This is a genomic window from Micromonospora sp. NPDC023869 (assembly GCF_055559695.1).
The window spans coordinates 471,914-491,988 of the sequence record NZ_JBVHKD010000003.1; the positions used below are offsets into that span (position 1 = coordinate 471,914).

At 73.5% G+C, this 20,075-nt stretch carries 22 protein-coding genes; 19 read left to right on the plus strand and 3 right to left on the minus strand.

Annotated elements, in window-relative coordinates; all coding sequences use genetic code 11:
- Nucleotides 1-4: 4 nt before the first annotated feature.
- The 16 genes from ACZ31C_RS12610 to ACZ31C_RS12685 all read left to right on the plus strand — a co-directional run bounded on the left by ACZ31C_RS12610 (nt 5) and on the right by ACZ31C_RS12685 (nt 15,630).
- On the plus strand, nt 5-1,156 hold the full coding sequence (locus ACZ31C_RS12610; protein WP_465795361.1) for a steroid 3-ketoacyl-CoA thiolase: 1,152 nt from the start codon (nt 5-7) through the stop codon (nt 1,154-1,156).
- The gene (locus ACZ31C_RS12615) at nt 1,153-2,391 is read left to right on the plus strand and encodes a CaiB/BaiF CoA transferase family protein (RefSeq protein WP_465795362.1); all 1,239 of its coding nucleotides are present in this window, start codon (nt 1,153-1,155) and stop codon (nt 2,389-2,391) included. Before ACZ31C_RS12610 ends, ACZ31C_RS12615 begins: the two co-directional genes overlap by 4 nt.
- 107 nt (nt 2,392-2,498) lie before the next feature.
- Nucleotides 2,499-3,239, plus strand: a complete 741-nt coding sequence (fabG, locus tag ACZ31C_RS12620) for a 3-oxoacyl-[acyl-carrier-protein] reductase (protein WP_350694635.1) — start codon at nt 2,499-2,501, stop codon at nt 3,237-3,239.
- A complete protein-coding gene (locus tag ACZ31C_RS12625; RefSeq protein ID WP_465795363.1) occupies nt 3,236-4,291 on the plus strand; it encodes a 3-hydroxyacyl-ACP dehydratase FabZ family protein in 1,056 nt (351 codons plus the stop codon). The genes fabG and ACZ31C_RS12625 overlap by 4 nt, the downstream gene beginning before the upstream one ends.
- A gap of 6 nt (nt 4,292-4,297) precedes the next feature.
- Nucleotides 4,298-4,552: an acyl carrier protein gene (locus ACZ31C_RS12630; RefSeq protein ID WP_117227778.1), complete on the plus strand. Its 255-nt coding sequence runs from the start codon at nt 4,298-4,300 to the stop codon at nt 4,550-4,552.
- 2 nt (nt 4,553-4,554) lie between these two features.
- Nucleotides 4,555-5,760, plus strand: coding sequence for a beta-ketoacyl-[acyl-carrier-protein] synthase family protein (locus tag ACZ31C_RS12635; protein ID WP_465795364.1), 1,206 nt, complete (start codon nt 4,555-4,557; stop codon nt 5,758-5,760).
- Nucleotides 5,757-6,899 (plus strand): beta-ketoacyl synthase N-terminal-like domain-containing protein, encoded by a 1,143-nt coding sequence (locus tag ACZ31C_RS12640; RefSeq protein WP_465795365.1) that lies wholly within the window; start codon nt 5,757-5,759, stop codon nt 6,897-6,899. Before ACZ31C_RS12635 ends, ACZ31C_RS12640 begins: the two co-directional genes overlap by 4 nt.
- Nucleotides 6,877-7,992 carry a beta-ketoacyl synthase N-terminal-like domain-containing protein gene (locus ACZ31C_RS12645; RefSeq protein ID WP_465795366.1) on the plus strand — a complete coding sequence of 372 codons (1,116 nt, stop codon included), beginning with the start codon at nt 6,877-6,879 and terminating at the stop codon, nt 7,990-7,992. The genes ACZ31C_RS12640 and ACZ31C_RS12645 overlap by 23 nt, the downstream gene beginning before the upstream one ends.
- A complete protein-coding gene (locus ACZ31C_RS12650; protein WP_465795367.1) occupies nt 7,989-8,930 on the plus strand; it encodes a beta-ketoacyl synthase N-terminal-like domain-containing protein in 942 nt (313 codons plus the stop codon). Before ACZ31C_RS12645 ends, ACZ31C_RS12650 begins: the two co-directional genes overlap by 4 nt.
- On the plus strand, nt 8,927-9,712 hold the full coding sequence (locus ACZ31C_RS12655; protein ID WP_465795368.1) for an alpha/beta fold hydrolase: 786 nt from the start codon (nt 8,927-8,929) through the stop codon (nt 9,710-9,712). Before ACZ31C_RS12650 ends, ACZ31C_RS12655 begins: the two co-directional genes overlap by 4 nt.
- 17 nt (nt 9,713-9,729) lie before the next feature.
- Entirely contained in the window at nt 9,730-10,668 is a 939-nt protein-coding gene (locus tag ACZ31C_RS12660; protein ID WP_396751013.1) for a thioesterase family protein, read from the plus strand.
- On the plus strand, nt 10,665-11,396 hold the full coding sequence (locus tag ACZ31C_RS12665; RefSeq protein WP_465795369.1) for a DsbA family protein: 732 nt from the start codon (nt 10,665-10,667) through the stop codon (nt 11,394-11,396). The genes ACZ31C_RS12660 and ACZ31C_RS12665 overlap by 4 nt, the downstream gene beginning before the upstream one ends.
- Nucleotides 11,393-12,127: a class II aldolase/adducin family protein gene (locus ACZ31C_RS12670; protein ID WP_117227770.1), complete on the plus strand. Its 735-nt coding sequence runs from the start codon at nt 11,393-11,395 to the stop codon at nt 12,125-12,127. The genes ACZ31C_RS12665 and ACZ31C_RS12670 overlap by 4 nt, the downstream gene beginning before the upstream one ends.
- 15 nt (nt 12,128-12,142) lie before the next feature.
- On the plus strand, nt 12,143-13,699 hold the full coding sequence (locus tag ACZ31C_RS12675) for an AMP-binding protein (protein ID WP_465795370.1): 1,557 nt from the start codon (nt 12,143-12,145) through the stop codon (nt 13,697-13,699).
- 5 nt (nt 13,700-13,704) lie between these two features.
- Nucleotides 13,705-14,976 carry a cytochrome P450 gene (locus tag ACZ31C_RS12680; protein WP_465795371.1) on the plus strand — a complete coding sequence of 424 codons (1,272 nt, stop codon included), beginning with the start codon at nt 13,705-13,707 and terminating at the stop codon, nt 14,974-14,976.
- 147 nt (nt 14,977-15,123) lie between these two features.
- Entirely contained in the window at nt 15,124-15,630 is a 507-nt protein-coding gene (locus tag ACZ31C_RS12685; protein ID WP_465795372.1) for a hypothetical protein, read from the plus strand.
- Nucleotides 15,631-15,716: 86 nt separating this feature from the next.
- On the opposite strand, the gene ACZ31C_RS12690 is transcribed toward ACZ31C_RS12685, so the two are convergent.
- From ACZ31C_RS12690 to ACZ31C_RS12700, 3 genes are all read right to left on the minus strand, one after another.
- The gene (locus tag ACZ31C_RS12690; protein WP_396751021.1) at nt 15,717-16,337 is read right to left on the minus strand and encodes an STAS domain-containing protein; all 621 of its coding nucleotides are present in this window, start codon (nt 16,335-16,337) and stop codon (nt 15,717-15,719) included.
- A gap of 85 nt (nt 16,338-16,422) precedes the next feature.
- Nucleotides 16,423-16,692 carry a GlsB/YeaQ/YmgE family stress response membrane protein gene (locus ACZ31C_RS12695; RefSeq protein WP_117227765.1) on the minus strand — a complete coding sequence of 90 codons (270 nt, stop codon included), beginning with the start codon at nt 16,690-16,692 and terminating at the stop codon, nt 16,423-16,425.
- A 44-nt stretch (nt 16,693-16,736) separates the two neighbouring features.
- A complete protein-coding gene (locus tag ACZ31C_RS12700; RefSeq protein WP_465795373.1) occupies nt 16,737-17,201 on the minus strand; it encodes an STAS domain-containing protein in 465 nt (154 codons plus the stop codon).
- Nucleotides 17,202-17,354: 153 nt separating this feature from the next.
- Here ACZ31C_RS12700 and ACZ31C_RS12705 point away from each other — a divergent pair, with 153 nt between their 5' ends.
- Genes ACZ31C_RS12705 through ACZ31C_RS12715 form a run of 3 tightly spaced genes read left to right on the plus strand, consistent with a single transcriptional unit; the run spans nt 17,355 to nt 19,965 of the window.
- A complete protein-coding gene (locus tag ACZ31C_RS12705) occupies nt 17,355-18,038 on the plus strand; it encodes a response regulator transcription factor (protein ID WP_465795374.1) in 684 nt (227 codons plus the stop codon).
- Entirely contained in the window at nt 18,035-19,393 is a 1,359-nt protein-coding gene (locus ACZ31C_RS12710) for a sensor histidine kinase (RefSeq protein WP_465795375.1), read from the plus strand. Before ACZ31C_RS12705 ends, ACZ31C_RS12710 begins: the two co-directional genes overlap by 4 nt.
- The gene (locus ACZ31C_RS12715; RefSeq protein WP_465795376.1) at nt 19,390-19,965 is read left to right on the plus strand and encodes a GerMN domain-containing protein; all 576 of its coding nucleotides are present in this window, start codon (nt 19,390-19,392) and stop codon (nt 19,963-19,965) included. Before ACZ31C_RS12710 ends, ACZ31C_RS12715 begins: the two co-directional genes overlap by 4 nt.
- Nucleotides 19,966-20,075: the final 110 nt, after the last annotated feature.

Consider the following 20,075-nt stretch of genomic DNA (forward strand, 5'->3'; position numbering starts at 1 on the left):
CGCCGTGGCGGAGGCGGTGATCGTCGCGGCGGCGCGTACCCCGATCGGTCGGCGGGACGGATGGCTGCGCGGGCTCAAGGCGGTCGAGCTGCTGCGGACAGTGCAGCGGGAGGTGCTCGACCGGGTCGACCTGCCGGCCTCGGCGGTGGACCAGATCATCGGCGGATGCGTCACCCAGGTCGGCGAGCAGAGTCTGAACGTGACCCGCAACGCCTGGCTGAGCACCGGGCTGGACCCGGAGGTCGCCTGCACCACCGTGGACGTGTCCTGCGGCTCGGCGCAGCAGGCCAACCACCTGGTCTCCGCGCTGATCACCGCCGGGGCGATCGACGTCGGGATCGCCTGCGGGGTGGAGTCGATGACCCGGGTGCCGGTGGGCACCAACCTCTACCAGGGCCCCGGCCACTACAAGACCGACGACTACCCGTGGGACGACCCGCCCAAGGCGCAGTTCGGCGGCGCCGAGCGGATCGCCGCCAAGTACGGCGTCGACCGGGCCGCCGCCGACGCGTACGGGCTGCGGTCGCAACGGCGCGCGGCGGCGGCCTGGGCGCAGGGACGCTTCGACGCCGAGGTGGTCCCGGTCCGCGCCCCCGGCCCCGACGGCGACACCGTCGAGGTGACCCGGGACCAGGGACTGCGCGAGAGCACCCCGGACGGATTGGCCGCGCTGAGGCCCACCGTCGAGGGCGGCGTGCACACCGCGGGCACCACCTCGCAGATCTCCGACGGCGCGGCGGCGATCCTCTGGATGTCGGCCGAACGGGCCGCCGCGCTCGGGTTGCGCCCGCGCGCCCGCCTGTTGCACCAGGTGGTCACCGGCTCCGATCCGGCCCTGTTGCTGGAGGGGCCGGTGGTGGCCACCCGAAAGATCCTCGACCGGGCCGGGATGCGACTGTCCGACATCGACGTCGCCGAGGTCAACGAGGCGTTCGCGGCGGTGGTGCTCGGCTGGACGGCGGCACACGACGCCGACCCGGAACGGGTCAACGTCAACGGCGGCGCGATCGCGCTGGGTCACCCGCTGGGCGCCTCCGGCACCCGGTTGTTGGTCAGCGCGCTGCACGAGCTGGAACGCACCGATCGGGAACTGGCCCTGGTCACCATGTGCTGCGGTGGCGCGCTGGGCACCGCCTCGATCCTGCAGCGGATGTGAGCGCGGTGCACGGGCACGACGCCGGGGACTTCTATCGCGAGGCCCGCGACGATCTGGCCGGACCGCTGGACGGGATCCGGGTGTTGGACGTGACGAAGGTCTGGTCCGGCCCGCTGACCAGCGCGATCCTCGCCGACATGGGTGCCGACGTGATCCGGGTGGAGCTGCCGCACGGGCGCGACGGCGAGGTGCCGCCGCGGATTCCCGGCACCGGGCTGTCCTGGTTCCGGCAGACGGTCAACCGGAACAAACGCAGCGCCGGGCTCGACCTGCGCGAGACGGCCGGCCGGGAGACCTTTCTGCGGCTGGTCGCCACCGCCGACGTGGTGGTGGAGAACTACCGCCCCGGCACGCTGGACGGATGGGGGGTGGGCTGGGCGCAGTGCCGGGCCGTCCGCCCCGACCTGGTCTTCGTCTCGATCTCCGGCTGGGGCCAGTACGGCGAGCGGCGGACCGAGGCGGCCTACGACCCGATCATGCAGGCGGCCAGCGGGTGGATGGCGCTCAACGGGCCACCCGATGCCGGACCGGTCCGGGCGCCGACGTTCCTCGCCGACGAGTTGGCCGGCCTGCACGGGGCGATCGGCGCGCTGGCCGCCCTCTGGCACCGGGCGCGCACCGGCGAGGGGCAGCACGTGGACGTGGCGATGTTCGACGCCATGCTCGCCGGCAGCGCCGGCCTGCACACCCTCGCCGCCGCCGGGCGTCCACCCGAGCGGTGGGGCAACCAGACCGACTTCGTGGTGCCGTCCAACGTCTACGACTGCGCCGACGGGCAGATCTATCTCGCCGTCGCGCTGGACCGGCACTGGCGGGACCTGGCCGAGGCGATGGACCGCCCGGAGCTGGCCCGTGCCCCCGGCTTTGGGCGCGCGGCCGACCGGCTGGCCAACCGGGTCGAGGTGGACGCCGTGGTGGCCGGGTGGTGCCGGGGGCGGCCGGCGGACGCCGTGGTCGCCGAGCTGGTCGGGCGGGGTCTGACCGTCTCCCGGGTCCGCACCGTGGCCGAGGTGGCCGCCGATCCGTACCTGGCCCAGCGGGCGATGCTGCAACCCACCGTGCTCAGCGACGGCAGCACCGCTCCGATCGTCGGTCCGGCGGCGAAGTTCTCCCGCACTCCGACCCGGGTGCGACACGGTGCGCCGGCCCCGGGGCAGCACACCGCGCAGGTGCTCGACGAGCTCGGTCTGGTGCCCGTCGAGGTGGCAAAAAAAACATACGACACCACTTGCTGAGCCCGTTGCCGGTGGGTCAGTATGTTGGCGCGGAACAGATACAACATACGCGTCAGTGGAGTGTTGTATCGCGTTCGGTCGGCAGTCGTCCGACAGGGGAGGTTGGCTTGACCACTCAGCTTCGAGCTCTGGTGACCGGCGTCTCGCGGGGAATCGGGCGCGCGACGGCGCTGCGGCTCGCCGAACAGGGCTACGCGGTGGCCGGTTGCTACAGCACCGCCAGCGAGGCGGCGGCCAAGACCCGGGCCGAGGTCGCGGCGTTCGGGGTGCCGGTGCACTTCGCGCCCTGCGACGTGACCGACCTGGCCGCGGTGGAGGCGTTCGTCGGCGCCGCCGAGGACGCGCTCGGGCCGATCGACTGTCTGGTCAACAACGCCGGCATCACCCGGGACAGCCCGTTGGTGCTCTCCAAGGAGGAGGACTGGTCGGCGGTGATCTCGACCAACCTCACCGGCACCTGGAACTTCTGCCGCGCGATGACCTTCCGCTTCATGAAGCGTCGGGCCGGCGTGGTGGTCAACATGTCGTCGGTGGCCGGTGTCTACGGCAACACCGGCCAGACCGCGTACGCCGCCAGCAAGGCCGGGATCATCGGGCTGAGCCGCTCGCTGGCCAAGGAGGTGGCCCGGTACGACATCCGGGTCAACGTGGTCGCCCCCGGCTTCATCGAGACCGACATGACCGACGCGCTCTCCGGCAAACTGCGCGAACAGGCCCTCGGCCAGATCGCCCTCCGTCGCTTCGGCCGCGCCGAGGACGTCGCCGACCTGGTCGAGTTCCTCTGCTCGCCGCGCGCCGGGTACATCACCGGTCAGGTGTTCCAGGTCGACGGGGGGATCACGTTGTGAGCGCCCCGGCCGTCACCACCCGCCGCTGCCCGCCCGGCGCCGCGCCGTTGGCCGCCGTCGACGACCTCCAGGTCACCGCCGTCGGTGAGCACGTCGAGGTGATCGCCGCGGTGCCGGTCCGCCCGGACGACCCGAACCTGTGCGGTCACTTCCCCGGCTTCCCGGTCTTCCCGGGCGTGTTCGTCCTCGAGGCCCTGGCGCAGGCGGTCGACATCGCGTTGCGTGGCGCCGGCCGGCCCCGCCTGCGTACCCGGGCGGTCGAGGCCGTGCGGTTCCTGGCGCCGCTGCTGCCGCCGGACCGGTTGACCCTGGACATCAAGGCCGTCGCCGACGGGCCGGACCGGTGGGTGGTGACCGCCTCCGGCCGCCGCGACGACGGCACCGTGACCGTGACGATGCGCGCGCGCTTCGACGGCGGCGACCTGGTCGAGCCGACCGGGCCCGACCAGTCGGGCTCGCCCACCGTCAGCGGGGGAGGGCTCGGGCACCACCAGGTCCGGGCACTCCTGCCGCAGCGGTACCCGCTGCTGCTGGTCGACCGGGTGCTGGGGCTCGCGCCCGGTGACCGGATCGAGGCGGTCAAGACGGTCACCGCCACCGAGCCCTGCTACCGGGCGCTGACCGACGACGCGCCGCCCGGCGACTACGCCTATCCGGCGTCGCTGCTGGTGGAGTCGCTCGGGCAGACCGCCGCCCTGCTCTGGCTCACCGGGTCGAACACCCCGGTCGGCGACGAGCACGTGTTGATGTTCGTCGGGGCGCGCGACTTCACCTTCGACGGCGTCGCCTACCCGGGCGACGTGCTGCGTCACGTGGTCCACCTGGAACGGGTGATCGCCGACACCGCCTTCGCCACCGGCGAGACGTACGTCGGCGACCGCCGCATCGCCCGCGTCGGGACGCTGATGGCGGCCCGACGCCCGCGTACGGCGCTCACGGCCACGGCCGGCGCCGAGACCGCCACCTCGGGAACCGTCGGCGTCCCCACCGGCCGGGAATCCTCCCGGCCCGGGGTGCCGCCGGCTTCGTCAAACCTCCGCTGGAAAGGCTGACCTGTCATGACGCAGACCGACCCCCGCATGGCCGAACTCCGCGAGATCGTGGCGGAGGTGCTGGAGCTCGAGCCGGAGGAGCTCACCGAGACCGGCGACTTCGCCGAGGACTACGAGGCCGACTCGCTGCGGGCGATCGAGATCCTGGCGCGGATCGACAAGAAGTTCAAGATCGAGATTCCGCAGTCGGAGTTGCCGCAGCTCAACAACCTCAAAGCGGTCTACGACGCGGTGGTGCGTCACTCAGCCGACCAGGCCTGAGCATGAACCGGGTCGTGGTGACCGGGCTCGGCCCGGTGTCCAGCATCGGGATCGGCGTCTCCGCGTTCACCGACGGCCTGCGTGAAGGCCGATCCGGCATCTCGCCGATCCGCAGCTTCGACGCCAGCGGTTTCCCCCACCGCAACGCCGGTGAGGTACCCGGGTTCCGCCCGGAGGCGCTGCTGAACCGGATCGACGTGGCGCGGTGGGGGCGGTCCGCGCAGTTCGCGGCCGCCGCCGCACGCCTGGCCCTGGCCGACTCCGGTCTGGACCCAGCGGCGGTCGCGCCGGAGCGGGCCGGGGTGGTGGTCGGCACCACCAGCGGCGAGTCGGTGGTGGTCGAGGCGGTGACCGCCCAACAGGTCGAGTCCGGCTTCGAGGGCATGGACCCGGACCTGCTGCGGCAGGTGGCGGCGGGTCGGCTCGCGCACGCGGTGAGCACCGAACTGGATCTGGCGGGGGAGTCGCTGACTCTGGCCACCGCCTGCTCGGCCAGCAACTACGCGATCGGCTACGCGTACGACATGCTGGCCACCGGTGAGGCGGAGGTGATGTTCGCCGGTGGCGCCGACTCGGTCTGCCGCTGGGCGCACGCCGGCTTCTACCGTCTGGGGGCGCTCACCGCCGACGCCTGTTCGCCCTTCGACCGGGACCGCTCCGGCATCCTCACCGGCGAGGGCGGGGCGATCCTGATGCTGGAGACCCTCGACCACGCCCGTGCCCGGGGCGCACGGATCTATGCCGAGGTCCTCGGGTACGGCGTCAACTGCGACGCCAACCACCCCGTCGCGCCGGACCGGGGCAGCATCGCGGCCTGCATGCGCGCGGCCCACCGCAACGCCTCGGTCAAGCCGGCCGACGTGGACTACATCTGCGCCCACGGCACCGGCACCCCGGCCAACGACTCGGTGGAGGCCCAGGCCATCTTCGACGTCTTCGGTGACCGGGTGCCCCCGGTCAGCTCGATCAAGTCGATGATCGGACACACCATGGGCGCGGCGAGCGGCTTCGGGGCGATCGCCGGGACCCTCGCCATCGCGCACGGATTCCTGCCGCCCACGATCAACTGGGCCAATCCGGACCCGGCCCTGGCCGGGCTGGACCCGGTGCCGAACACCGCCCGGCAGGCCGGTGTCCGGGTGGTGCAGAACAACGGGTTCGCCTTCGGCGGCAACAACGCCATCGTCCTGATCGGAGCCGTCGAATGAGCGGGGTCGTGATCACCGGATGGAGCGCGGTCAGCCCGGCCGGGGTGGGCCGTACCGCGCTGGCCGAGCGCCTGGCCGCCGTCGCGGCGGGTGTCCCGGCCGGCGTACCGGGCGAGCCGCCCCGGGCCGAACCGGTCGACGTGACCACGCTGAGCGACGAGCCGTTGCCCACCCCGACCGGACACGCGCTGGTCGACTTCAACGTCCGCGACCACCTGGGCCGCAAGGGCACCAGCTTCTACGACCGGGCCACCGCGCTGTCCGTGGTGGCGTGCGGCGACGCGTTGCGCGACGCGGGCGTGGAACTGGACGACACCAATCGCGCCCGGCTCGGCCTGGTGCTCGGCACCTCGCTGGGCAGCTTCCGCTCCACCAGCGACTACACCCGGGAGACGCTGGTCCAGGAGAAGCCGTACCTGGTCAACCCGGTGCTGTTCCCCAACACCGTGATGAACTGCGCGGCCGGGCAGGCCGCCATCCGGCACGGCCTGCGCGGAGTCAACGCCACGGTGGCGACCGGTTCGCTGGCCTTCCTCGACGCGCTGCGCTACGGCAGCAACGCCATCGCCCGGGGCTACGTCGACGCGATGCTGGTCGGCGCGGTGGAGGAGTTCAGCCCGCACCGGGCCTGGACCACGTGGCTGACCGGGCGCCCCGAGCAGCCGGTGCCGACCGGGGAGGCCGCCGTGGTCTTCGTGCTCACCCGCGCCGAACAGCCCGCCTGGGCCGGCGTGCGCCGGGAGGCCGAGGTGCTCGCGCTGGCCACCGCGTACGGCCCGGGTGGCGGTCCGGCCGCCGACCGGGCGTTGACCGGATGCGTCTCCCGGGCGGTCCGTCGCGCCGGCGTCGACCCGGCCGAGGTGGACTACGTCCTGACCGGCGAGACCGCCGAGGACGACACCGACGAGTTCGACCCGGCCTGCGCGGCGCTCGGCCAGGTGCCGACCCGGATCCGGGCCAGCCGTCTCTTCGGGCGCTGCGATGCGGCCACCGGCGGGCTCGCGCTGGCCACCTTCCTCGCCACCGCACCGGCCGGCGACACGCCGCGCCTAGCGCTGATCACCTCGCGCAGCCCGGACGGCGGCACCGCTGCCGCCATCGTCAGGGGGTGGCCGGGTGCCGGCGCGTCTGACCGCTAGCGAGCTGCGTACCTGTCTCGGCGACGGGGACCGGACATTCGCCGGCCTGCTGGCCGGGACCAGCGGGATCGGTCCGCTGCGACACGGCGCACCGACTGCCCTGAACGTCGCCCACGGCTACCACATCGACGACGGCGCGGAGCGGGTCTTCGCGGCCAGCCGCTGGGTGGCCGAGTGCGCCGCCCGGGCGGTCGCCGCCGGTGCGCTGGACCCCCGGCGTCGCCGCGTGGTCGCCCTGGTCGGCACCGGCCTGCGGGAACTGGCCGCGGTGGAGGCGTACGCCACCGGCGGTGACGCGTTCGCCGCCCACCGGCTGCACTTCGGCGACGCGGTGCACGCGGCCGTGCCCGGCCTGCGGGAGGTGGTGACCGTCAGCAACGCGTGCAGCGCCGGTGGGCACGTCCTGGCCCTCGCCGAGGACCTGCTCATGCTCGGTGACGCCGACGCGGTGCTGGTCTGCGGCGTCGACGCGACCACCGAGTCGATGCTGGCGATGATCGGCCGCGTCGTCGACCACCCCACCGAGACGGTACGGCCCTTCGACGCCGACCGGCAGGGTGTCCTGCTCGGCGACGGCGCCGCCGCAGCCGTGCTGGTGCCCGACGACGACACCCGACCCGCGCTGGCCCGGGTGGTGGCCACCGGCCTGTCCTGCGACGCCCACCACGAGACCGCCCCGTCGGTGGCCGGGATCACCCGCGCGATGCGGGACGCGCTGGCCCGCGCCGGCCGGGAACCGGCCGAGGTCGACCTGGTCGTGGCGCACGGCACCGGCACCGCCCTCAACGACCCGGCCGAGTGCGAGGCGCTGCGGCAGGTGCTGGTGAGCGGCGGCGCGGACCCGCTGGTGACCGCCGTGAAGGGCGCCACCGGCCACACCTCCGGGGCCGCCGCGCTGGTCAACCTCGACGTGGCGCGCCGCTGCCTGAGCCAGGGCCGGGTGCCCCCGGTGGTGGGGTTGCGCCGTCCGCTGCCGGAGGGTGCCGGTCTGCGGTTTCCCACCGAGGCGACCGGGCACCCGGCCCGGCTGGTCCAGTCCGACGCGTTCGGCTTCGGCGGCGTCAACGCCGTCACCCTGGTGGAGGCCCCGTGACCAGCCCATTGATCGCCCCCGGCCCGACCCGCTCCACCGGCACCGCCGCCCCGGTGACGATGCGGGTGGCCGGGTGGAGCCTGCACCTGCCCGAGGCGGACGGTCTCGCCGCCGACCTGGCCGCCTGGTCCGACACGTCGGCGTCGCGGCTGACCGCCACCCTGGCCGACGCGGTGCCCGCCGACCGCGCCCACCAGGTCCTCGGCCGCAAGGGCCTGCTCTACAAGGAACCCGCCACCCGGCTCGCGCTCTGCGCGGTGCACCGCGCGCTCGGCCTGCCGCCCGGCCGCCACCCGCCCGACGGCGTCGACCCCCGGACCGCGGTGGTGGTCGCCGGCAACCTCGGCAACGTCGCCACCGTCGCCGACCTGGCCCGCACCGTGCACGCCGAGGGCGGTCGCGCGGTCAGCCCGCTGGCCGCCCCGAACGCGTCGAGCAACGTGGTGGCCAGCACCGTGGCGCTCTGGTTCGGTCTCGGCGCGGCCAACCTGATGGTCTGCTCCGGCGCCACCGCCGGCCTGGACGCGGTCCGCGCGGCGATGCTGCTGCTGCGCGCCGGACGGGCCGATCGGGTGCTGGTGGTGGGTGCCGAACCGGCCGACGAGGTGGCCACTGAACTGCACCAGGCGGGTCGCCCGGCTTTCCCGCTGCGCGCCGGTGCCGCCTGCCTGGTGCTCACCACCACCGCCGCACCCGGCACGGGACCCGTGCTCGGGCCGTCCGACGGGCGGGCCGCGTACCGCCGGATCGGGCCGGGCGGCTTCGACCCGGCGGCGTACTGGGGGGACTGCTACGGCGCGGCCGGCGTGGTGAACCTGGCGCTGGCCGCGACGCTGCTGGACGCCGGAGCGCCCGGCCCGGTCGCGGTCGCCTGCGGCGACGACACCGACGGCGTACGCGAACTGCTCCTCGACGCCGCCCCCGGAGCCGGCCGATGATCCCGGCCCCGAAGCGACACGAGCTGACCCCCGGCGCGCCCGGGGGAGACCTGGTGGTCCTCGCCCACGGCCTGGAGGACTCCTGGGAGTCGTGGCGGCCGCTGGCCCGGGCCTTCGACCCGCGCTGGCACGTGGTCGCCCTGGACCTGCCGTGGCGGGCCGGTAACGACTACCGGTGGCGTCGCCAGGGCAGCCCGGCGCAGTGGCTGGCCGCCGGGCTGGCCGGGCTGCCCCGCCCGGCGGACACCATCGTCGCGCACTCCTTCGGCGCGAACGCGACGCTGGAGCTGCTGGCCGGAGGCCAGCCGGCGGCCCGCGCGACGGTGCTGATCTGCCCGCTGTACTGCCCGCCCGAGCAACCGATCACCTGGCAGGTCTTCGACCGGGCCCGGCGTACCTTCGACCGGCACGTCCGCGACGGACTGCGGCTGCGCGTCGGCGCGCGACTGCGCAAGCTGGACGCCGCGTTGCTCGACGCGATGTTCGCCAAGGCCATCGACCGGATCGGGCCGGCCGGCTTCCTCACCGTCTTCGACCAGTTCGTCAGCAGCGGCGGGTTGGCACTGACCACGGTGGACATCCCGACGTTGATCCTGGCCGGCGGGGCCGACCCGACCCTGTCCCCGGCCGCCGCCGCCACGCTGGGCCGGGACATGCCCCGGGCCACCCTGCTGGTGCACGAGCACTACGACCACTTCTGCCACGTCCGCCACGCCGACGAGGTCGCGGAGCAGGCCGCCCGGTTCGTCGGTGAGGCGAACCGGGTGACGGTACGTCCCTGACGACAGGAGCAGCCACCATGACCAGTGCGCCCACCGCCCCGCTGACCGTCCTGGTCGGGCGACCCCGGTACGAGGGGGCCAACATCCGCACCTGGATCGGTTTCAAGCACTTCATCTATCTCGTCGAGGAGGCGGTGCTGCAGTGGCTGCGGGACCGTGGCCCCGGTGCCCGCGACCTGTTCCACTCCCATGGCCTGGGCGTCGAGATCGTCGACTGCTCGGTGCAGTTGCCGGCGGTGCTGGAGGTCGACGACGAGGTACGGGTGGAGGTCACCGGCGAGTCCGCCGATCGACTGGCGGTGCGGATGACCGTGTTCCGCGACGACCGCGAGCAGGTGGTGCTGCGCGGCAAGGTCCGGGTGGCGCTGGTCGTCGAGCCCGCCGCCACCACCTCCGCGCCCGCCCCCGCGCACCTGGCGGACCTGGTGGTGCCCACCCTCGGGGCCGCCGCCACGGTGACCCGCCCCGACCACCGGCCGATCCGTCCCGGCGAGACGGTCGCCGACGTACTCACCCCGGTCGGGTCCCGGTCGTTCCTCTGGAGCTGGCGGGCGCCCTACTTCTACTGCCACTTCTCCGACCGGGTGCAGCACTCCGGCTACGTCCGGGCGCTGGAGGAGGTGGTGGACCGCTTCCTGGCCGCCCGAGGCATCTCGGTGGGTCGGCTGGTCCGCGAGCGCTCCTGGATCCCGGTGGTCTCCCGGGCGCGGGTCCGGATGGTCGAGGCGGCCCGGATGGAGGAGGACGTGCACACCGTCCTCACCGTCACCGACGTGCTGCGCGGGGTCATGTTCGACGCCCGTATGGACTGCTACGTCCGGCGCGGCGAGCGGCTGGTGCACACCGCGACCGCGAGCATCCTGCACGGGTACGCGATCAGCGCCGGCCCGAACGCCGGCGAGCTGGCCGAGTTCGACGACGAGGTACTGCGCGCGCTGGCCGGCGGTGTGGCATGAAGAAACGGCCCCGGCTGTACTTCTCCTTCCGCAGCCCGTACAGCTGGCTGGCGGTGCACCGGCTGCGTGCCGAGGTGCCGGACCTGTTCGCGCAGGTCGACTGGTACCCGTACTGGGACCCGGACGAGAAGACCAACGCGGCACTGGCCGAGCGGGGCGCCGAGCTGCACTACGTGCAGATGAGCCGGGCCAAGCACCGCTACCTGCTGGTGGACACCAAGCGGCTGGCACAGCGGGCCGGGCTGCCGATGGCCTGGCCGATCGACGTGGACCCGTGGTGGGACCTGCCGCACCTGGCCTGGCTGCTGGCCCGCCGGGCCGGTCGGGCGGTGCCCTTCTACGACGCGCTGGTGGCGGCCCGCTGGGAGCGGGGCGAGGACATCTGCACCCCGGAGGTCGTCGCCCGGGCCGCCGTCGAGGCGGGCGTCGACCCGGTGGCCGCACAGAACGCCCCGCAGGACGAGACGCTGCGCGCGGAGGGGGTCGACTGCCTGGCCGCCGCGTACGACGACGACATCTTCGGCATCCCGTACCTGCGCGTCGGTCGGCACCGCTTCTGGGGCCTGGACCGGGTGGACCACTTCCTGGCCGAATGGCGACCGGAGAGCACGCCCACGGCGGACCCGAGCCCCGCCGTACCCACGGCGGTGCTGGCCGGTGCCGCCGTGCCGGCGGCGGTGCTCGACGGTGCCGCCTTCGACACCGACACCGCGGGAGGTTGCGGATGACCGGGCGTACGCCGGCCGAGGAACGCCTGCGTCGGCAGCGGCAACTGGCGGCGACCTGCCGACTCTTCGCCCGTTACGGGTTCGACGAGGGCGCCGGGGGCCACGTCACGGCCCGCGACCCGGAGGACCCGGACCGGTTCTGGATCAACCCGTTCGGGATGCACTTCGGACACGTGCGGGTCAGCGACCTGCTGCTGGTGGACGCGGGCGGGGAGGTGCTGGAGGGCACCGGGCGGATCAACCCGGCCGGGTACGTCATCCACTCGCACGTGCACGCCGCGCGTCCCGACGTGGTCGCCGCCGCGCACACCCACTCCACCCACGGGCGGGCCTGGTCGGCGCTGGGCCGGCCACTGGACCCGATCACCCAGGACGCCTGCGCCTTCTATCAGGACCACACCGTGTTCGCCGACTACACCGGCGTGGTGCTCGCCGACGAGGAGGGCAAGCGGATCGCCGACGCCCTCGGCGACACCAAGGCGGTGGTGCTGCGCAACCACGGGCTGCTGACCGTCGGCGGCTCGGTGGCGGAGGCGGCCTGGTGGTTCATCGCCATGGACCGCAGCGCCCAGGTGCAGTTGCTGGCCGAGGCGGCGGGCCGACCGATCCTGATCGGCCCGGACGAGGCCGCCGAGACCCGGCGCGTCATCGGCACCCCGGGGATCGCCCGGCTGAACTTCCGGCCGCTGTACGCCGACATCGTGCGGGCCCAGCCGGACCTGCTGGACTGACCCGGAGGGAACGCGATGGCCGTACTGCTGAGGGACCTGGCCGGGGCCACCGGTGCACCGGCACTGACCGACGCCGACGGTGAGCTGGACTGGACCGACCTGGACGCGCGGGTCAACCGGTGGATCCGGCTGCTGCGCGCCGAGGGGCTGCGGGTCGGCGACACCATGGCGGTGGTCTGCGGCAACCGGCGGGAGACGTTCGAGGCGCTGCTGGCCGCCCTGCACACCGGCGTGACGGTGGTGCCGGTCAACTGGCACCTGACCGCGCCGGAGATCGCGTACCTGCTGGCGGACTCGGAGAGCCGGCTGGTGCTGACCGAGCCGGCCTACGCGTCCGTGGTGGACCAGGCGGTGCGGACCGCGGCCGTGCGGGTACGGCAGCTCGTGACGGGGGAGCACGACGTCGGCGACGCGGTCGCGGTCGAGCCACGACTGGCGGTTCTGGCCGCCGACGAGCCGCCGGAGCAGGTGTGCGGCTCCACCATGCTCTACACCTCGGGCACCACGGGTGCGCCCAAGGGGGTCCGCAACGGACTGTTCCGCGCCGAGGCGCCGTTCGGGCGGGTGGAGCGGCTGCTGGCGTACGCCGGGCACGCCCTGCACGTGCCGGCGCGCGGCGCGGTGCTGCTGGTCGGCCCGTGGTATCACTCCGCGCAGCTGTTCTTCGCGCTGCTGCCGCTGCTGCGCGGCAGTCGGCTGGTGCTGCACGAGCGCTTCGACCCGCAGGCGTTCCTGGCCGCGGTGGCCGCGCACCGGATCACCGCCTGCCATCTGGTGCCGACCCAGTTCGTCCGGCTGCTGCGGCTGGACGAGGCGGTCCGGGCCGCCGCCGACGTGCGCAGCCTGCGGGTGGTGTGGCACGGCGGCGGGCCGTGTCCGGTCGAGGTGAAACGACAGATGATCGAGTGGTGGGGGCCGGTGGTGGTCGAGTACTACGCGGCGACCGAGGCGGGCGTGGTCACGCTCATCGGCGCCGAGGAGTGGCTGCGTCGGCCGGGCAGTGTCGGTCGACCGGTACCTCCCAACGAGGTGGTCATCCTTGACCCGGACGGGGTGGCGCTGCCGCCCGGCCGCCCGGGGCGGGTCTTCGTCCGCCGGGCCGGGGGGAAGACGTTCGAGTACCACAACGCCCCGGAGAAGACCCGCGACGCGCATCTGGGTCCCGGCGTCTTCACCTACGGCGAGACCGGTCACCTGGACGAGGAGGGTTACCTCTATCTGACCGGACGCGCCCGCGACCTGATCATTTCCGGTGGGGTGAACATCTACCCGGCCGAGGTGCAGGCGGTCCTGCAGGAGCACCCGGCGGTCCGGGACGCGGCGGTGACCGGGGAACCCGACGACGAGTACGGCGAGCGGGTGGTGGCTGTGGTCGAACTCGATCCGCACCGGCTCGACCCGGCCGCCGCCCCGCAGGTGCTGGAGGCGTTCTGCCGCCGTTCGCTGGCCGGGTTCAAGGTGCCCCGCCGGTGGCGGTTCGTCGCCGAGCTGCCGCGTGACGGCACCGGCAAGCTCCGCCACGACGTGCTGCGTGAGCTGCTGCGTCCGCAGACCACGGCGGGACGCTCGTGAGCCCGGTGACGCAGCGTCCGGACGTGGCGCACCCGGCCACGTACGGCGTCGAGGTGCCGCACACCGAGTTCGCCCGGATGCGTTGCGAGGAGCCGGTCTCCTGGGTGCCCGAGCCGGCGCTGTGGCGGCGGGGCGGCGGCGGCCGGATGCTCAGCCAGGGATCGGGCTTCTGGGCGGCCACCAGTCACGAGGCGGTGGTCGCCGCGTCCCGGCAGCCGGAGCTGTTCTCCTCAGGGCGCAAGGGGGCGTTCCTGCCCGACCCGCGAACCGCCGCCGACCTGGAGCAGGCCCGCCAGCTTCTGGTCAACATGGACGCGCCGCAGCACTCGCGGATCCGCCGGCTGGTCACCTCGGTGTTCACCCCACGGGCGGTGCGCGCACTGCACGACAGCGTCGCCGCCCACGCCCACGACCTGGTGCGGCGTGCGATCGCTGCGGACGAGTGCGACGTGGTTGCCGATCTCGCCGCCGAACTGCCCCTGCTGGTCCTCGCCGACCTGCTCGGCCTGCCACGCGAAGACCGGCACCTGCTCTACCGGTGGAGCAACAACCTGGTCGGCTTCGACGACCCGGAGTACGGCGGCGGCGACGTGGAGGCGTACCGCACCACCTTCGTCGAGGCGTTCCAGTACGCCCTCACGGTGGCCGGTGAGCGGCGTCGGTCGCCCAAGGACGACCTGATGACGCTGCTGGCGACCAGCGAGGTGGACGGCCGACGCCTGACCGACCGTGAGTTCTGTAGCTTCTGGCTGCTGCTCGTGGTGGCCGGTAACGAGACGACCCGACACCTCATCTCCGGTGGCGTGTCGGCACTGCTGGCCGCGCCGGCGCAGCGGGACCGGTTGGCGCGGGACATGTCGTTGTTGCCGACGGCGACGGAGGAGTTGTTGCGGTGGGTCACGCCGATCATGCAGTTCCGACGTACCGCCACTGAGGACACCGAGTTGTGCGGTCAGGCCGTCGCCGAGGGCGACAAGGTCGTGCTCTGGTACGTCTCGGCCAACCGCGACGGTGCCGTCTTCGACGACCCGGACGCCCTGCGGCTGGACCGGAATCCGAACCCGCACCTGTCGTTCGGCATGGGCCCGCATTTCTGTCTGGGCGCGCATCTGGCCCGGCTGGAGGCACAGGCGATGCTGCGGGAACTCGTGCCGCACCTGGCCCGCTTCGAGGTGACCGGACCCGCCGTCCGGCTGGAAAGCAACTTCGTGAACGGCCTCAAGTCATTGCCCGGACGCTTCATTCCGGACGGCTCCGCCGGGCCTGACAGAGCGTGAAGCAAGTGTTAACTACCGACGGTGATATCGTCATATGCCGGGTCGCTTCTGTGAGTAGGCCGCTCAATCCGCTAATCTGGTGTGAAGCGTTCAACCACCACACTGCCGGAGTGTGCAGTGTGATGTGACGAACAGCGGAGGGTGGCGATGAGTGACTACACAATCACGATCCGGGCCGAGGGTGCCGACACGGAAACCGTTATCTGTGTCGACATCGACGATGCCACGCCGCGCGTGGTCGAACTCGTGATGCGTGCCGGCAGCGGCATCTCGGCGCCGACGCTTCCCTCGTTCGACCTGAATCTCTTACTGCGCGCGCTGTTCCCGGCCGGCGGCGCGCCGGTGACTCCCGCCTCCGTCGTCGAGTCGCCCACCGAGGTCTCCGCCACCGAGCAGTCCTTCACCCCGGCCACCGGCAACCGGTCCGTGCGCTCCGGCGCCAACCGCGCCGGCTCCGGCACGACGCGACGCCGGACCGAGGCGGCGGTGCCGAAGGGGCGGGTCTACCGGCGCATGCCGGAGGACGTCGTCGAGGTCTTCAACCGCACCGGCACGGTCACCGCGGTGGCCGAGCACTACGGCGTGCCCCGGCACACCGCACAGGGCTGGATCGGCCGGCTGCGCCGCCGGGGCGGGTTCTCTGCCGCCTCCTGACACGTCCGTCCACCGGTGGCCGCGAGACGGGCCGCCGGTGGACGTGGGGCGTCGCCTCGGGCAGACCGTGCCGACTGCGCGCGGACTCAGACCGTGACGTGACCGGCGGGACTGCGCTGCGCCACCACCTCGGCGTCGACCTCCGCCGTCGCCAGGGCGGCCTGCCGCAACTGCGCCACGGCCTCGTCGAGGCTCTCGAAGATCGGGAACACCCCGTCGAGCTTCATGGTGTGCAGCACCGTGCGGATGAACCGCGACGGCGCGGCCAGGCACAGCCGTCCGCCCCGCTCGCGTACCTCCCGGTGGGCCCGCACCAGCAGACCGAGTCCGGCGGAGTCGATGACGTGTACGCCGTCCAGGTTCACCACGACCGTCCCGTGTACGTCGACCGCCTGCCGCAGCGCGACGCGCAGCGCGTCCTCGGGACCGGTCACGGCCTCGCCGCCGACGGCGACCACGGGCGCGTCGTCGGCACCGCCGAGGCCGATCGGCGTACGGTCGGCGCGCGGGGCCGGGCCGGCCGGCAGGGCACTGCACCGGGGGCAGCGGTGCGGACCGGTGGCGAACGGGGAACCGCTCCACCCGTGATCCGACACCAGCGTCCAGACCACCTCCGCGTCGGGCAGCACACACGCGGTGCCGGTGGTGGTGTCCCCGCAGACGTCGCAGATCAGGGTCATCAGGTTGTCGTCCGGTACGACGGTCATTCTGCTTCCTCTCCGGTGCCGCAGCCGTGCGGCTGGGACACGGACTCGGGGCGTCGGTGCGGTGCGCCGCCGCCGTACGGACTTCTCAGAGGGAGTCGGAACGTTCCTTGCCGGCGGTGGCAACCACGATCACCACGCCGACCGCGGCGAGACCGGCCTGCGCGACCAGCCCCAACAGGCTGAATCCGCGGAGGCCGGCGAGCCAGGCACTGATCGCGCCGAGCAGCGCGATGACCGCGCCGATGGTCATCGTGAGCCAGAGCGGCACGGCGGGACGGCCGGGGACGACGAGCCGGCCCACGGCACCGACGACGAGACCGACGACTAGGGCCGCGGCGATCCCGGCGATGGTCATGCTGCTCCTCGTACTCGCGATGTCGGTGCGTCGGCGACGGTGGGTCAGGTGCGTACGGTCACGGCCGCCCGGCCGTACCCGGCCGGCTGCGGTGTGACCTCCGGCGACGCGGGCTGCCGGGGCGGCACCACACCGGGTGCGGCCGGTGTGGTGCCGGTCGGTGTCCCGGCGTCGCCGCCCGGCTCCGGCGCGGTCCCGCCCGCGCCGTGCACCGGCAGGATCTGGTCCAGCCGGGCGGTCCGCAGGATGCGGGTGATGCGGGGGTTGGGGTTGCGGACCGCCAGCACCCCACCGAGGCGCACCATCCGTCGATGCACGTCGAGCAGCAGGCCGATGGCGGCGGCGTCGATGTGCCGGCAGCCGGCCAGGTCGATCACGACCTGCTGGGGGCGCAGGGCCAGTAACTGGTCGAAGACCGCGCCGGTCTCCGGCAGGCAGGCCAGGTCGAACTCGGTGATGGACACCTCGACCAGCGGCACCGCGCATTCGGGGCGTCGTGGCGTGGTCACGTCGAGGGCCCCCTTCCTGGTAACCCGAGGCCGGTTCTCACCCTGCCCAGCGGGCTTGGCGGGCACCGCGCGGACGTATGACAGTTGCGTGACAAAAGCCCCGCAGGTCGGTGGCGGTTGGCCGCCCGGTCAGGGCTTGGGGATGATGCCGGTATGACAGCGGTACTGGTGATCGAGGACGACGACCGGATCCGGTTGGCGCTGCTGCTCGCCCTGGAGGACGAGGGCTACGAGGCCCGGGGCGCGGCCACCGCCGAGGAGGGCCTGCGCTCGCAGCGCCGGGACCCGGCCGACTACGTCCTGGTCGACCTGATGCTGCCCGGCATCGACGGCTTCGAGGGCATCCGTCAGCTCCGCCGCGACGACGACGTGCCGATCGTGGTGGTCAGCGCCCGCGACGACACCCACGACATCGTCGCCGCGTTGGAGGCCGGCGCCGACGACTACGTGGTCAAGCCGGTGGCGATCAAGGAGCTGACCGCCCGGCTGCGGGCCCTGCGCCGCCGGGCCCGCACGGTGGCGCCGGTGGAGGCGTCGGTGCCGGTGCTCGCCTTCGGCGAGCTGGAGGTCAGCCCGGAGGCGGGGGAGGTACGCCGGTCCGGTGCCCCGGTCGCGGTCACCCGCACCGAGTTCCGGCTCCTCTGCGAGCTGGCCGAGCACGCCGGGCGGGTGCTCTCCCGGCAGCAGTTGCTCAGCCGGGTGTGGGGCTACGACACCGGCGACGAACGGCTCGTCGACGTGCACGTGGGTCGGCTCCGCCAGAAGATCGAACTCGACCCGGCCAACCCCCGGCACCTGGTGACGCTGCGCGGGCTCGGCTACAAGCTGCAGAGATGAGACCACGCCTCGGTCTGCGTGCCCGGGTCACCGCGGCGTTCGCCGTGGGCGCGCTGTCGCTGTCCGCCTCGATGGCCCTGGTGTCGTACGAGCTGACCCGCCGGACCCTGCTCGACGAGCGGGAACGCACCGTGCTGCGGGCGGCGTACTACGACGCGGAGGTGGTCCGGGCGGGCCTGGCCACCGACGAGCCGGACGTGGCGGAGGCGCTGCGCGCACTGGACACCGGCACCAGCCGACGGGCGGTGCTGTATTTCAACGGCGAGTGGTACGGCCGGCGGGCCGACACCGGCACCACCCCGGCCATCCCGCAGCGGTTGCAGGACCTGGTGATGGCCGGCGAGCCCGCCGTGCAGCGGGTCCGGGTCGCCGACCAGCCGGTGGTGCTGGTGGGGGTGCCGTTGTCGGACTCGGCGGCGTTCTACGAGATCGTCTCGCTGCGGGAGCTGGACCAGACCTTCCAGGTGCTCGCGCTGGCGCTCACCGCCGTCGCGATCGTGGTGGCCGGTTCCGGGGCGGCGCTCGGCTGGTACGCCACCCGGCACGGGCTGCGCCCGCTCACCGCCGTCGCCGACGCCGCCGAGCGGATCGCCGCGGGCGACTTCACCACCCGGCTCGCGCCGGACACCGACCCGGACCTGACCCGGCTCTCCACCTCGTTCAACCGGATGGTGGACGAGTTGGCCCGCCGCATCGACCGGGACCGGCGTTTCGCCGCCGACGTCAGCCACGAGCTGCGGTCGCCGTTGCAGACGCTCGCCGCGGCCGCCAGCGTGCTGAGCAAGCGGCGGGAGAACCAGGACGAGCGGACCACCACCGCCGCCCGGCTGGTGGCCGACGAGATCGCCCGGTTCCAGCAGCTCGTCAACGACCTGCTGGACCTGGCCCGCAGCGATCAGCCGACACATCGGGAGCCGGTCGACGTCGGCGCGCTGGCCCGGCAGGCCTGCCGGGACCGGGACCTGCCCGAGTCGATGGTGCACCTCGCCCCGGACACCCCGGCCACCTGGCAGGTGGACCGGCGACGTGTCGCGCAGGTGTTGACCAATCTGCTCGACAACGCCGAGAGCTACGGTGCCGGCCCGGTGGCGGTGTCGCTGTCCCGCGACGGTGACACCGGCGTGGTGGAGGTCGACGACGAGGGACCGGGGGTGCCGATGGAGGACCGGAAGGCGATCTTCGACCGCTTCGTGCGCGGCCGGGCGGCCAACTTCCGGGGTGGCGGCGACGGCACCGGCCTCGGCCTCGCGCTGGTGGCCCAGCACGCCGCCGCGCACGGCGGTGACGCCACGGTCAGCGACCGTCCCGAGGGCGGGGCGCGATTCCGGATCACGCTGCCGGGCAGCCTCGGATGAGGCGTACCGCCCGGCGGGTCTCGGCCGCCCTCGTGCTGACCCTGGTCGCCGCGTGCGGGGTACCCGCCGAGGACCAGCCCCGGACCGTGACGCCGCCGCCGGGCCCGTTCCCGTACACCGCGACGGCCGCCCCCACCTCGGCGGAGACCGGGGCCCTCACCGAGTTGCTCTACTTCTCGCGCGACGACCGGCTGGTGCCGGTGACCCGCCGGGTCGACCGGGTGCCCACCCCCGACGAGCAGCTCCGCGACCTGCTGGCCGGGCCGACGCCGGGGGAGCGGGACGACGGTGTCGGTAGCGCCCTGCCCGGGGCGCTGAGCACCGCCGTGGTGCAACTCGTCGGCGGGCAGGCCCGGGTGACGGTCACCCCCGCCGGCGCCGACACCGGCCGCAGCGACGAACTGCTCGCGTACGGGCAGATCGTCAGCACGCTCAGCGCCCGCCCCGACGTGTCGGCGGTGATCTTCCTGGACGGTGACGGCACCCCGCTGCGGGTGCCCCGGGCGGACGGCTCGCTCTCGGCGGATCCGCTCACCTCCGCCGACTACGCGGTGCTCGTCAGTCCTCGATGACGGGAGTTCCGCAGCTTCGTGACGGTTGCGTGACAAACGCCTCAGGCCCCGGGCGGTGGCGTTTGACCGGTATGGCGGCAGGGGCACCACGTCGTCACACCAAAAGCGCG

Bases quoted from the DNA above. Each gene is read 5' to 3' on its own strand.
- ACZ31C_RS12690 (WP_396751021.1), bottom strand. From the start codon at position 16,337: ATGACCGTCGTACCGGACGACAACCTGATGACCCTGATCTGCGACGTC.
- ACZ31C_RS12675 (WP_465795370.1), top strand. From the start codon at position 12,143: ATGGCCGTACTGCTGAGGGACCTGGCCGGGGCCACCGGTGCACCGGCA.
- ACZ31C_RS12710 (WP_465795375.1), top strand. From the start codon at position 18,035: ATGAGACCACGCCTCGGTCTGCGTGCCCGGGTCACCGCGGCGTTCGCC.
- ACZ31C_RS12705 (WP_465795374.1), top strand. From the start codon at position 17,355: ATGACAGCGGTACTGGTGATCGAGGACGACGACCGGATCCGGTTGGCG.
- ACZ31C_RS12665 (WP_465795369.1), top strand. From the start codon at position 10,665: ATGAAGAAACGGCCCCGGCTGTACTTCTCCTTCCGCAGCCCGTACAGC.
- ACZ31C_RS12685 (WP_465795372.1), top strand. From the start codon at position 15,124: ATGAGTGACTACACAATCACGATCCGGGCCGAGGGTGCCGACACGGAA.
- ACZ31C_RS12660 (WP_396751013.1), top strand. From the start codon at position 9,730: ATGACCAGTGCGCCCACCGCCCCGCTGACCGTCCTGGTCGGGCGACCC.
- ACZ31C_RS12670 (WP_117227770.1), top strand. From the start codon at position 11,393: ATGACCGGGCGTACGCCGGCCGAGGAACGCCTGCGTCGGCAGCGGCAA.
- ACZ31C_RS12635 (WP_465795364.1), top strand. From the start codon at position 4,555: ATGAACCGGGTCGTGGTGACCGGGCTCGGCCCGGTGTCCAGCATCGGG.
- ACZ31C_RS12695 (WP_117227765.1), bottom strand. From the start codon at position 16,692: ATGACCATCGCCGGGATCGCCGCGGCCCTAGTCGTCGGTCTCGTCGTC.
- ACZ31C_RS12655 (WP_465795368.1), top strand. From the start codon at position 8,927: ATGATCCCGGCCCCGAAGCGACACGAGCTGACCCCCGGCGCGCCCGGG.
- ACZ31C_RS12640 (WP_465795365.1), top strand. From the start codon at position 5,757: ATGAGCGGGGTCGTGATCACCGGATGGAGCGCGGTCAGCCCGGCCGGG.
- ACZ31C_RS12630 (WP_117227778.1), top strand. From the start codon at position 4,298: ATGACGCAGACCGACCCCCGCATGGCCGAACTCCGCGAGATCGTGGCG.
- ACZ31C_RS12715 (WP_465795376.1), top strand. From the start codon at position 19,390: ATGAGGCGTACCGCCCGGCGGGTCTCGGCCGCCCTCGTGCTGACCCTG.